General features: G+C 32.0%; 8 protein-coding genes. 5 read left to right on the plus strand and 3 right to left on the minus strand.

Going from position 1 to position 14,315, the window contains the following annotated elements; translation table 11 throughout:
* Positions 1–538: 538 nt before the first annotated feature.
* The gene (locus tag ACFPTQ_RS12825; protein WP_379777928.1) at positions 539–1,345 is read left to right on the plus strand and encodes an alpha/beta hydrolase; all 807 of its coding nucleotides are present in this window, start codon (positions 539–541) and stop codon (positions 1,343–1,345) included.
* A gap of 87 nt (positions 1,346–1,432) precedes the next feature.
* Here the strand turns inward: ACFPTQ_RS12825 and ACFPTQ_RS12830 are convergent, their stop codons facing one another.
* The 3 genes from ACFPTQ_RS12830 to ACFPTQ_RS12840 all read right to left on the minus strand — a co-directional run bounded on the left by ACFPTQ_RS12830 (position 1,433) and on the right by ACFPTQ_RS12840 (position 4,356).
* Positions 1,433–1,948, minus strand: coding sequence for a phosphoheptose isomerase (locus tag ACFPTQ_RS12830; protein WP_379777929.1), 516 nt, complete (start codon positions 1,946–1,948; stop codon positions 1,433–1,435).
* A gap of 22 nt (positions 1,949–1,970) precedes the next feature.
* Positions 1,971–2,918, minus strand: a complete 948-nt coding sequence (locus tag ACFPTQ_RS12835; protein ID WP_379777930.1) for an ROK family protein — start codon at positions 2,916–2,918, stop codon at positions 1,971–1,973.
* 412 nt (positions 2,919–3,330) lie between these two features.
* A complete protein-coding gene (locus ACFPTQ_RS12840) occupies positions 3,331–4,356 on the minus strand; it encodes a LacI family DNA-binding transcriptional regulator (RefSeq protein ID WP_379777931.1) in 1,026 nt (341 codons plus the stop codon).
* A 593-nt stretch (positions 4,357–4,949) separates the two neighbouring features.
* Between ACFPTQ_RS12840 and ACFPTQ_RS12845 the strand changes: the two genes are divergently transcribed.
* From ACFPTQ_RS12845 to ACFPTQ_RS12860, 4 genes are all read left to right on the plus strand, one after another.
* Positions 4,950–9,872 (plus strand): LamG-like jellyroll fold domain-containing protein, encoded by a 4,923-nt coding sequence (locus tag ACFPTQ_RS12845; protein WP_379777932.1) that lies wholly within the window; start codon positions 4,950–4,952, stop codon positions 9,870–9,872.
* A gap of 250 nt (positions 9,873–10,122) precedes the next feature.
* Positions 10,123–11,640, plus strand: a complete 1,518-nt coding sequence (locus ACFPTQ_RS12850; protein WP_379777933.1) for an ankyrin repeat domain-containing protein — start codon at positions 10,123–10,125, stop codon at positions 11,638–11,640.
* Positions 11,641–11,644: 4 nt separating this feature from the next.
* The gene (locus tag ACFPTQ_RS12855; protein WP_379777934.1) at positions 11,645–12,127 is read left to right on the plus strand and encodes a DUF2271 domain-containing protein; all 483 of its coding nucleotides are present in this window, start codon (positions 11,645–11,647) and stop codon (positions 12,125–12,127) included.
* Positions 12,128–12,139: 12 nt separating this feature from the next.
* Positions 12,140–14,314 carry a PepSY domain-containing protein gene (locus tag ACFPTQ_RS12860; RefSeq protein WP_379777935.1) on the plus strand — a complete coding sequence of 725 codons (2,175 nt, stop codon included), beginning with the start codon at positions 12,140–12,142 and terminating at the stop codon, positions 14,312–14,314.
* Position 14,315 lies beyond the last annotated feature (1 nt).

Below are 14,315 nucleotides of genomic sequence, written 5' to 3' on the forward strand. Positions count from 1 at the left end.
ATCCTAAATAGGTTAATGCTAGCTAAAAAAACACATTTAGGACATCAATAATTAACCCAAACAGCGTGGCAACTGTAATTACTTAAGACCTGAATCAATGCAATACAATTTCACCTAAATAGATTAATGAATTAATATATAGCAAACATACTAAAACGTTTTAGCAAAAAAAAATATTTTTTCATAAAAATGAATTTTTATTTACTTTATAACATTAATTATATTAAAATATCTTACTAAAAAAACACATTTCACAAAAAATACCAACAAACACCCAAAATCAGATAGCAAAAGAAAACTTTATAGTCAAAAAATTAAAAATTCATTATTAACAAAATAATAACCTTAAAAATTTAAAAAAACAACAACCAACGGTTTAAAATAATTAATAAATGAACAACAAATAGATTGAAAAAAACCAAAGTGTTCAACTGCAAAAAAAATAAGCATACTAATCTTTATACATAGAAATAATCCCCCTATTTCTTCTTTAAAAATTAGAGATACCTATATTTGTAAAAATTAAACCAATAATAAAATGAAGAAAATAATAATAACACTTCTAATAAGTTGTACTTTTTACTGTTACTCTCAAGAAAACTACACCAACTTAAAAAACATTCCTTATTACGAAACAAATTCTACAGACATATATAAAAACGAAAAATGCCTTTTAGATATTTACTATCCAAAAAATATTAAAAATTTTGCAACAATAGTATGGTTTCATGGTGGAGGACTTACAGCGGGAAATAAAGAAATACCAGAAGCATTAAAAAACAAAGGATACGCTATTATTGGTGTTAGTTACCGTTTAAACCCAAAAGTAGTGGCACCTAAATATATTGAAGACGCAGCAGCAGCAGTAGCTTGGACTTTTAATAACATAGAAAAATTCGGGGGAAATCCAAACCAAATTTTCGTATCTGGCCATTCAGCTGGAGGATACCTTACAGCTATGATTGGTTTAGACAAAAAATGGCTACAACAGCACAATATTGATGCTAATAAAATTGCAGGCCTAATCCCTTTTAGTTGCCAAGCCATAACCCATTTCACAATTCGTTCTGAAAAAAATATTTCAGATAAACAACCTATTGTCGATGAATACGCACCTCTCTACCATGTTAGAAATGATGCACCACCTCTTCTTTTAATTACTGGAGATCGAGAAATGGAAATGCTTGGTCGTTATGAAGAAAACGCATACCTTGCAAGAATGATGAAAATTGCAGGACATAAATCTACTTCTTTATATGAATTAGACGGATTTGACCATGGAGGAATGGCCGAACCTGCTTTCCCATTATTATTAAAAGAAGTAAATAGAATTTTAAAAAAATAATTAAAAACACATTAAAATAAAAAGGCACAAAAAAACACGTTAATTAATTTAACGTGTTTTTTTGTGTATTCACTTTTAGTTTAAAATCTATCGACCAAAATCATCTTGAAGCCTCACGATGTCTTCCTCATCAGACGGATTATCTTGATCAGTATGTTGCCATATTTCAGCAACTACACCCCAAGAATTCAATCCTATTAAACGGTGACGTTCACCTTTATCCATCTTAATAAAATCATCATCATTAAGCACTGTCAATTCGCCTTCTACATCCGTATCACTAATTTTAACACCCACTGGCCCCAAAACGACTTTCCATATTTCAGATCTTCTAAAATGATATTGCCATGATAGTCTATTTTCAGGAGCTACAACTAGTATTTTAGGACTTAATTTATTTGTAGTTTGTATTTCTTCTAATTTTAAATGTGAAAAAAATGTCGATGCAAAACTCGTAGTTTGATTTTCATCAATTACAAAAAATCCTCCCCAAGGCCTTGATTGATCTTCTTGAACTATTGTAAAGTTATTACTCTCTAACTCTTTTCTTATTTTTTCAAACACAATTGATTTAGAATCTGTATTCGATATTAATACTTTCATCAGTTAATTATTTTATAGTTACTTAAAAAAATGGTAATTCTTCTTTTATCTTTTCCCAAAAAATTTCATCAAAAAGATACCCAGAACCAACAATACTTGTCTCTTCAGTATTCTCAACTATTCTAATAGACAAATCAATACCAAGTTGTTTAAAATTAACATCTAGTTGAGACAAAAACAGCCGATTACTCTTTGCTATATTCCCTCCTATTATTAAGACATTAGCATTAAATTCTTTCAAAAATGGCGCTAAAAACTCAGTTAAATTAGAAACAAAATTATTAAAAACCTTAAATGTAATATCATTCTCTAATTCTGCAATTTCTTTTACCCCACCGGTAATTTTGTGATTTGACAAAGACTCATACTCCTTTATAAACCATCTGGTCGAAAAATAATTATCCGCAATACCTTCTTTGTATTTTTTATCCCATAAACAACCATTTTCTGGAATACCTTCACCTTGGGTAACCGGTACCATATCGTCTAAAAAAGCAGCCCCAAATCCAGTACCCAAAGTTATTGCCACAGTTTTATTCCTAAATTCAGAATTTAAATTTTGCTTTAACACCCCACCTACACCAAAACAACTAGCATCATTTAAAAATCTAAAACTAACATTAGAAGTATTCAAATATTGAGTAAGTTCTTCAGAAATGTTTACATTATACAATGATTCATATTTATCATTTCCTTCAAACATTGCTATCCCTGTTTGATATTGAAATGGACCAGGCATAGAAAATGCAATACCAACTTCCTGAATTGAATCAACAACTAATATTTCCTGTATAGCTATTAAAGTTCGATTTATTGTTTCTGCCCATTTACCCAATATCACTTCTTTTGAAGCTTTACTGTTTACTGGACCACAAAAATACGTCCCGTTAATCAAACTATAATCTTCATTATTAATGGCAGCACTACTTATATGACTACCTCCAATATCTACGCCTATTATTATCGACATCTATCAGTTATTTAAATTATTACTATTTATTAAAATAAAATGAAACTGCTTGGAAGTAAACTAAACAGTTTCGAGAAAAATGAATATGTAGGTTTTCATTTTTCCTAATTAAATTATTTACTACCAATATATAATAGTGGTTATAATTTTTAAAAAAACACAGCTAGCAGTTTGATTTTAAACTAATTACCAAACACTAAAAATAAACAACTTTCTTTACAAATTAATATTTTAACAATATAATTAAGAAAGTACTTATGAGAAGCGAATAATTCATGACAAATATACTAAATCGATTTAGTTGACAAAAAAAAAAGTGTACTATTTTAAAATGAAATAAAATATTTTTTCAAAATGAATTTTGAAAACCAAGCATTTGAAAATCAACACAAGACACTTAAGAAAAATAATTTTACCTTATTTCAGATGATTCTCTTACAGTTAATTCTGCATGTAGAATTATTTTTTTTATATTTTCTTTTACATCTCTATGTTTAAGCAATGGCAACAATAACTTCATCGCTTCGGTCGCAATTTCATCTAAGGGCTGTGAAACCGCTGTTATGGTTGGAGTGTAAAACTTAAAAAATTCATTATCATCAAACGAAACTATACCCATTTCTTGAATCAATTGAGGGGCATTTTCTTTTAATGTATTTAACCCTGCCTGAGCAAGGTAATTGGTTGCAAAAAATATGGCATCAATATTAGATGATTCTTCAACAAATTTTTTGATAAACACTTTTGATTTCTCATAATTAGAGTCAGTAAAAGAAATTTTAAGCACTTGTGAATTTAATCCAGAATTTTCCATAGCTCTTTCATAACCAATTAAACGATCTCTCATTTGTGTCTGTTCCGAATCAGTGGTTATAAAAGCAATATTCTTATAATAATTATTTATCATATGACAAGTAGCCTTATAAGAAGCTTCTTCATTATCAATAACAATACTATTACAATCTAAATCTGGAAAATATCTATCTAACAATACTACTGGTATATTTTCATCAATTAATTCTTTAATTACATTTTTCATTCCAGGTGAAGGAACTATAATAAAGCCATCAACTTGCCTAAATTTAAATAATTCAACAAGCTCTGAAGACTTTTCATCATCATTTTCAGTGCTACAAAAAATTACTTTGTACCCTTTACTAAATGCAATATCTTCAACAATGCGAGCTAATTTTGAAAAGAAACTATTTGAGATATCTTCTACCATAAAAACCAAAATCTTAGATTTCCCAGTACGAAGCGATTGCGCTATTTGATTCGGTCTATAGTTAACCTTTTTAGCATAATCCAAAACTTTTTGTGTCAATTCTTTCGAAATATGTTTCTCTTTTGCCTTACCATTAAGTACAAAAGAAACAGTAGTCACTGAAATACTAAGATTCTCTGCAATAGTTTTTATAGAGATTGTTTTTTTTTTCATCTGTTAAAATAAATATTAGCCTTTTGTTTGCTATCGTCTTAACAAAAAAGCGCACCAAATATAATAAAAAGTAATTTTAAAAATTAACAACAAAATCGAATAAAAACAATATCAGAACATTAAACTTAAAAATAATATGGTGATTTTTTTTAAATAATTCAATTATATCAAATTAAATATGCTATTAAAAATTGTACTTAAAGATGATTAAAATTGGATTCTGTTATATTTTTACTAGTATCTCCTTGGAAAATCAAATAAAAAAATAATTATAATTCATACAAAACACCTCTAAAGAATAAAACATTTTATAAGACTATTTCACTAATTACAATCAAATAATTGATATTGAAAGTAATAAACCTTAAAACCATAACTACTGATAATCTGAACAATAGACCTTTAGCAAAATATTTTATTTCAGAATATTTTTCTTACTTTTCAAGTTAAAAAAATGTATTTCATCGATTTTTTTAAACACTTAATCGATAATCATAAGTTGTTTTATTAATTTTGGGGAACAAACTAACTGTTTGAACAAAATTCATTTTTAAAAATGGTCGTTTTAACTGCAATCATTTAAAAAATAGCTTATGAAAAAACATTACTCTAGAACAAAAAATAACATTAACACCTACCTTGCCTTACTATTAATAGTGATTGCAAGTTCAGTGTATGGACAAACTGTAACCTCTCCTCAAGTAAATTTTAGCCAAAGAACTTCAACTGCTACCCCTTCTAAGGTAATCTACAATATCAAGGGAGATTTTACCATGTTAGGAAATACGAATCTTACGTTAAACAATTATGCTAATGGCACAAACAACGAAGGTAATGCCATGAAATATGTTGACATTGATGGTGATTCTAACACTTGGAATTCATCTAAAGCTTCGCTGGAATTAACCAATGGCGGTGAAAACAGCGCCAACCCAGATTGTTCAAACATCATTTATGCGGGGTTATACTGGACAGGTAAATCGCAAGATGCTGATACATTTACTGTATCTAAACAAACTCAAAACGGTACAACGTCAGTAAACACAAACTCAACAGTCACTCATAATCAAACAATAACAAATACAAATTACAATTTATCAATAGTTAAACAAGGAACTGGTAATTCGAGATATCCGTCATTTACTTTTTCCAATGGTACAACTAACTATGTTTTTAATTACACTAATAGTACTGGATCGGATAGAGTTACACTAACTGTAAATGGTAATACTAGCAATATAAACGTATCTGCTAGCACTTCTGGAACTACATCAACCGCAACATTTACTACACCTTATGTTATAACTGACGGAACAGTATCCATAACTATATACAGCCTAAAAAGATTAATTTCAACTGATAGTAATACAGACTATACAAGTACCAACAACTCAGCATCAGTTAACGTTTCAGGAACAGTTCCAACTTATACAACTATCAACAAAAACTACGACAAAAAAGTTATTTCATTAAAAGGACCGGGAGCAACATCATATACAACTGTAACAGCAAGTAATAATGTACTATTTCCAGGCTCTGCTCATAGTGGAATTTTTATTGGTTATCAAGAAGTAACCGATTACGTTAAAGCGCATGGAGCAGGTGCCTACACTGTTGCTGATATAGCCTTAGTAGAAGGAACCAATGCTAGTCCCGGTTATTCAGGAGGTTGGGTTATGGTAGTTATATACGAAAACCCATTAATGAAAAGCCGTGCCGTAACCTTATTTGACGGTTATGCTTATGTAAACGGTCAATTAGCAGGTGGCGGAGAATATGGAAACATTCCTATTTCAGGATTCACTACTGTAGCTTCTGGTCAGGTAAATATGAAATTAGGGGTTATGGCGGCTGAGGGTGACGTGGCTACCAATTCTGGAAGTGATTATTTGGCTGTACAAAAACTAAATGCTGACCCAAATATCTATAATGGTACAAATTACTTAACTTTAAACCACGCAGGAAACGCAACAAATAACTTCTTTAACTCCTCTATCTACCCTGTACCAACTGCAGGTGCTAGCGACCCCATTTTACAAAATAATACAGGGGTTGATTTTAGTATGTTTACCATCCCTAATGCTGGAAATACGGTAATTGGCAACAATCAAACTTCGACTACTTTTCGATTTGGATCTACCTATGAGGTATATACCATCTTTGGATTTGCAATGTCGGTAGACTCCTACGTGCCAGATCCACAAGGATTAATAAGTGTCAATTCTATCAATAACGTAACAAATCCTCCCGTATTAAATGCACTACCAGGGCAAGCGATAAACTTTTCTTTAAATATTACAAACGAAGGAACTGAAGCTACCAATAATACTTTAGTTTCTATACCAATACCTGCAACAGCTTTATTTAATACAGGAAGTACTATTACCTACCATACTTACAATGGTTTTACAACCAGTAATGTACCGTATTATGATGCTGGAACAAACCGAATATTATGGAATTTAGGAACCCTACCTATTACTGCCAATCATCCAGAATATGTATATGCCGATTTAAGTTTTGATTTGAATGTTACAACAGATTGCGCCATTTTATTAAGTGCTGGATGTAATCCTGAAGTTTCCTTAGAAACGGGAGTTATTACTGGTACTGGAGCTACATCAGGAACATCTTTTGCTAATTATTTCTTCCAAGGATACGACAATAGCGTATGTCAACAACCTATTGATGGATCAATAACAGTAGCTATCGATAACAGTTCATGTCTATCCAGTTTAGCAGGTCCTGATCAAGTAACCTATTGCGGTGGCGAAACTGTAACACTAAATGCCTCGTCAGGAGCCTCTGGTACATGGTCTATAGTAAGTGGACCTTCTGGTGGTGGTGAAATTTTCTCCAATAACACGAGTCCAACTTCAACTTTTTACAGTCCAAATATTGGAACCTATACACTTAGATGGACAACAAGCTGCGGTACAACGGACGAGGTAATTGTTACATTAGAACTATGTAATGTAGTTAATTTTGATGGTGTAGATGATAATATTAATTTTAAAAACAAATTCAATCTTGATAGTGGTAATTTCAGTATTGAAGCATGGATAAAATCCAATCAAACTAACAACAATACTCAAACTATCTTATCGAAACATCTTAGTCCAACAGCTACAAATGGATACGATTTAAAATTAGTAAACAATATCATTTCCTTTAATTGGAACAACAATTCAATCACTACTACTCATAGTATTGATACAGACAGATGGTATCATGTTGCCGTTACTTTTGATGGATCAAATTATAATTTATACGTTGACGGTATTTTAGAAAAAACTACCTCTGGAGTTAATCCTACTACAAATAGTGTTGATTTTATTATTGGTGCTATGAGTCAAAATACCGATGTTCCATACAACTATTTTAATGGTTGGATTGATGAACTTCGCATTTGGAATATTGCATTAACAAATGACCAAATTCGAAGAATGATGAATCAAGAAATCGAAAATGACGGTAGTAATAACGTTAAAGGTGCCGTTATTCCTAAAAATATTAGCGGATTGAATTGGTCAAATCTTTCTGGATATTTTCAAATGAACAATGCCGACGATGTAAGTAATGGATACCTTGTAGACAAATCAGGTAATGCCAATAATGGAAAACTAAAAGGAATCTATCTTCCTGAACCAGATACAGCTCCTATTCCATATACTTCTGGAGCAAATGGTGAATGGGAAACCGATGAAACTTGGACCAATTACACTGTTTGGGATCCGCCATACAGCTTAGGTATTGACAATTCGACTCCAATTGAGTGGAATATTGTGGAGACCTCACATAACATAACTTCGGCTGGAAATAAAACTGTTTTAGGTTTATTAGTGAATAGTAATGCTATTAGTGCCAATAATAATTCGAAAATTGAAATTTCAAGTTATTTAAAATTAAATGGAAAAATTGATTTGGTAGGAAAATCACAATTAATCCAAACAATGGATAGCGATTTAGATGTTAGTAGTTCAGGATATATCGAAAGAGACCAACAAGGACAATCAAATCTATACAACTACAACTATTGGAGCTCTCCGGTAGGAACGATAAATACAACCACCAATAATGTAAGTTATACTGTAAAAGGAGTAATGAAAGATGGAACAACTACTACTCCACAAACTATCAACTGGATTGGAGGATATAACGGTTCGCCTACAGTGCCGATAAGCATTGCTCGCTATTGGCTATATAAATTTGACAACTATTCTAATGCTTATGCAAACTGGGTTCGATTTAATGAAAACGCAGATATTAGAGTTGGTCAAGGTTACACCATGAAAGGAAGTGGAGCACCAGCTGCTACACAAAACTATACATTTGTTGGAAAACCAAATAACGGCTTAATAACTTCGAATTCCGTAAGTGCAGATCAATTATTATTAGCTGGAAATCCTTATCCTAGTGCTTTAGATAGCGAAGCTTTTATAAACGACAATAGCAATTCTATAAGTGGAACAATTTATTTTTGGGAACATTACAGTACAAACAACACTCATGTCCTTAAAGACTATCAAGGAGGTTATGCTACAAGAAATTTAACAGGAGGTGTTGCTCCATCTTCTGCTAATGTAGACTTTATAAGTAAACTAGGAACTCCTTCAAAAGGAATTCCAAATCGTTATATACCTGTTGGGCAAGCCTTTTTTGTAATTGGAAAAACTGGTGCTGGAGGAACAATAACCTATAACAACAATCAAAGAGCTTTCCACAAAGAAGATGATGCGGTTAACTCAAATACCATGTTCAAAATAACAGCTCAAACCAAACAACTATGGCAAAACAATGGTAATGATCCTGTTCAAGCTAACAACTATAAAAAAATACGTTTGGGCTTCAACTCTCGAAACGATTACCACAGACAAATATTATTAGGTTTTATGGATGGCAAAGCAACTGACGAAATCGATTATGGTTATGATGCCTATCTTTTTGACAATCTTCCAAATGATTTATTTTTCTCAATTGGAACTGGAAAATTTGTAATTCAAGGTGTAGGCGCTTTTGACAAAAATGCCTCTTACCCTCTAGGTGTAAAAACAGACGCTGAAGGTATTGTCAAATTTAAAATTGATGATTTAGAAAACTTTGATGCAAACCAGCCTATTTACATTTACGATAGTGAAACAAATACGTACAACAATATTAGATTAAATACTTATGAAGTAAATCTGGTAGCTGGAACTAATACAACAAGATTTTCATTGCGCTTTTTTAATCCAGCGGACGCTCCACCTGTAGTTGAAGAACCTGTTTATAAAATATCAATTACTCATATTCAAAAAACAGACATCATAAAGATCAATAATGAAATCGAAAATTGTAGAGTAAGCAAAGTTCGACTTTTCAATGACTCTGGAAATGAAATAGAAAGTTGGAAGATTCAAGAAAACAGAGATCAATCAAATATCCAAGTTCATTTCAAAAAAGGAAAAATTGGTGTTTATATTGTAAAAGTGGAAACTACTAATGGAGAATTCACTAAAAAAATTCTAGTTGAATAATATCATTTTCATAAATTAGTTTGTTGTTTTTTTTTAAAATCTCTAATTGAATTGAGGAATTCAATTAGAGATTTTTTTTTAAATTTATGAGCTCCCTAAAAATAATAATTTTTCCTAAAAAAGAATACTCTCATACTAGTATATCTATTTTAAATTTTTACATTTGCCTTATTTTTATTTATTCTAAATAACTAAATTAAATTAAACCAAAAGAATCAAACTATATCTAAACGACAAATACAAAATCCTAATGAAGAAAATTCTATTTGTTTCAATAGCTCTTGCTACACTTTCATTGGCTAATGCCCAACAAAAAAATTCACTTTTAGAACAATCTTTTTGGAAATCTGCTCCAGATGTTACAGCTATTAAAGCTGAAATTGCTAAAGGAAACAATCCTTCAGAAAGCACTAGCAATGCTTTTGATGCGGTAGTTATTGCCATCAATAACGATGCTCCTGCTGAAACAATCAAGTTCCTTATTGAACAACCAGGAAATGGTGTAAAAAAAATGACACATGATAACCGTATTTACCTGCATTGGGCTGCCAACAAAGGCAATGTTGAAATCATCAATTATTTGATTGCAAAAGGTTCTGATCTCAATCTTGAAGACAGCAAAGGAAATACTCCCCTGACTTTTGCAGTAAGCAGCGGACAAAAAAACACAACTGTTTATGATGCCTTTTTCAAAGCAGGAATGGATCCTAAGAAAAAAGACAAAGAGGGAGTTAACCTTTTATTGATGGCAATTCCATACGACAAAGACCTAACACTTACTAATTATTTCATTTCCAAAGGACTTTCATTAAAAGACACAGATAACAAAGGACTTACTGCATTTGATTATGCAGCAAGAACCGGAAATATAGAAGTTTTGAAAACCTTGCTTCAAAAAGGAGTAAAACCAACAAATAATGCTTTATTAATTGCAGCTCAAGGTTCGAGACGTGAAGCAAATACTTTAGAACTGTATAAATATCTTGCTGAAGATTTAAAATTAAACCCAAGCGTAATTTCTACAGACGGAGAAACAGTTTTACACAATATCGTTCGTAAAGTCAATCAAAATGAAATTATCGATTATTTCCTTAGCAAAGGAGTTGATATAAACAAAACAGATAATGACGGAAATACGGCTTTGATGAATGCCGCTTCTTCAAGGGAATCTGATGCCTTGGAATTATTGGTTTCTAAAGTAAAAGATATCAATATCAAAAATGCAAAAGGAGAATCGGCTTTATCGTTAGCTGTTCAAAACGGAAGTCCTAAAGCTGTTGAACTTTTGTTAAGTCAAAAAGCTGACATACATGTTTTAGATAAAGACGGAAACAATTTAGGATATTATTTAATCCAATCATACCGCCCTCAAATGATGGGTGGCGGTAGAGGTCCTGAAGCTTCAAATGCTCCTAAAGAAGACCCATTTGCAACTAAATTAAAATTATTACAAGATAACGGATTACATCTTGCAGAAGCTCAAAAAGACGGAAGCAGCCTTTATCATTTTGCTGTGCTAAAAAATGATATAACTTTGCTAAAAAAAATAGCCGACTTGAATATTGACATCAATGCAAAAAACAAAAATGGGTTAACTGCTTTACATAAAGCGGCCATGATTGCAAAAAACGATGCAATTTTGAAATATCTATTATCAATTGGTGCCAAAAAAGACATCAAAACCGACTTTGACGAAACGGCTTACGACCTAGCCAAAGAAAATGAAACCCTAACTAAAAACAACATTGCTGTTGAAATTTTAAAATAATACAATGAAATCAATTTTTAAAACTGCTTTATTAAGCGCATTTATCTGCCTAATTTCTTTTCAAACTTCAGCACAAAGCAGCAAATACAAATGCATGCTTCAAATGTCAAACTATGTGGGTGAAGGGGCTTACATCGTTGTTTCTTTAGTGAATGCAAAAGGCGCTTACGAAAAGACACTTTACGTAATGGGTGACGATAAAAAATGGTACAAAACGCTTAAAGAATGGCATAAATTCTATTCTAAAAAACCAAATAATATTAGTGCTATCACTGGAGCTTCGGTTACTGGTGGGGATAGAAGTATTACCACAATTGAAATTGACGATGCCAAAATTAATAGTGGTTACAAATTGCGTTTTGAATCGGCAGTTGAAGACCAAAAATACCATACCATAGATGCCGAAATTCCTCTAACTACTGAAGGAATTGCTTCAAAAACAGAAGGAAAAGGGTACATTCGTTACGTACGATTAAGCAAAATATAATAACATAGCTAGATGACTCTTTCCGTTTGGCGATACGCTCACCTCTCACTAGCGGTATTTTCTGCTGCATTCTTATTTTTAGCATCTGTAACAGGTACAATCCTTGCTGTAGATGCTATTCAGGAGAAAATTCCGTCTCAAAGAGTGGAAAATTTCGAATCGATTTCTTTGGATAAAACCTTGCCTACGCTTCGCAAAATGTATCCAGAAATTACCGAAATCAGTATCGACCACAATCAGTTTGTTACTTTACAGGCTATCGACAAAGATGGAAATGATGTCAATGCTATTATTGATCCTACCAATGGAAAAATCATTGGTACACCTCAAAAGAAAAGTGATTTCATCAAATGGATTACAGGCTTGCATCGCTCTTTATTTCTGCATGAAACAGGACGACTTATTATTGGAATTAATGCCTTTCTTTTATTTTTAATAGCCATTTCTGGTTTTGTATTGGTACTAAAAAGACAAAAAGGAATTCGTAACTTTTTTTCAAAAATCATCAAAGAATATTTTGCCCAATATTACCATGTTTTATTGGGTCGTTTGGCCTTGATTCCTATTTTAATTTTGGCTCTTTCGGGAACTTATTTATCTATGGAACGTTTTCATCTTTTTGAAAAAGAAGAAAAAACAGTAACCGAAAACAGCAAACCCCAACAAAAAACTTTCGATTTCAAACAAGCTACTTTAGCCGAAGTTTCAAAAATTGAATTCCCCTTTTCAGATGATGAAGAAGACTATTATACTTTTGAATTAAAAGACCGAAAAATTGAAGTAAACCAATATTCGAATGCAATTGTATCCGAAGAATTATACCCTACCCCAAAATTACTGGCCGAATTAAGTCTGGATTTACATACCGGTAGAGCAAGTGCAATCTGGGCTTTCGTACTTGGTTTAGCGTCACTGAATATCGTATTTTTTATCTATTCAGGATTTGCTATGACTTTTAAAAGAAGAGCCAGCCGTATTAAAAACAAGTATAAAGCCGAAGAAAGCAAATACATTTTATTAGTTGGTTCCGAAAACGGTAGTTCGTTACGTTTTGCTAATGTAATTTTTAAAGAATTAATCGCTCAGGGCGAAAAAGCATTTATTGGGCAACTGAACAATTATTCGGCCTTTCCCAAAGCGGAACATTTATTAATTTTCACATCTACTTACGGATTAGGTGATGCACCTTCGAATGCTACCAAATTTGAATCTCTTTTGCAAAAGACCAATCAACAACAAAACATCAATTATTCTGTGATAGGTTTTGGTTCTCAATCTTACCCTGATTTTTGTGGTTATGCTAAGAAAATGAATGCGTTGTTAGAAAAACAATCTTGGGCCAATCGCTTTTTAGAATTACAAACTGTAAACGATAAATCGGCTGAGGAATTTGTTAATTGGGTGAAATTATGGAGTGCTAAAACGAATATTTCCCTTAGCTCTACTCCATCCGTTTACAACCATATTCCAAAGGGATTACAACAACTTATGGTTTTAGACAAAACAATTGTTTCTGAGAACGAACAAACATTTTTACTGACGTTAAGAGCCGGAATGCGAAGCAAATTCACTTCCGGTGACCTTTTAGCTATTTACCCAGCTAATGACAATAGAGAACGTTTGTATTCTATTGGAACTCATAATGGCAATATTCAATTAGCGGTAAAATTGCATCCGAATGGTTTGGGATCTGGATTTTTATATAATCTGAAAGCAGGTGATACGATAAAAACGCAAATCATCAATAATAAGGCTTTTCATTTCCCAAAAAAAGCAACAAAGGTAGCCTTGATTTCAAATGGAACAGGTATTGCTCCGTTTTTAGGAATGATTGAACAAAACAAGAATAAAACCGAAATTCATTTGTATTCTGGCTTTCGCAAAAAAACAGAAATTACCAAGCATTATGAAAATTTTGCTTCTGAAATGAAACAAAAACAACAATTGAAAAATTTCAATCTGGCATATTCCCGAGAAGCAGATAAACATTATGTAATGGATTTGATTCAGATGGATGCCGATTTCTTTGCTGATTTATTACAAAACAATGGAATTGTGATGATTTGCGGAGCATTGGCCATGCAATTTGATGTAGAAAAGGTTTTAGACTCTATTTGCTTAGCTAAAAACAATACTCCCCTCTCAACGTACAAAGCCAAAGGGCAAATTTTGACCGATTGTTATTAAA

The organism is Flavobacterium sp. GCM10022190, from assembly GCF_042656445.1.
Taxonomy (GTDB): Bacteria; Bacteroidota; Bacteroidia; order Flavobacteriales; family Flavobacteriaceae; genus Flavobacterium; species Flavobacterium nitratireducens.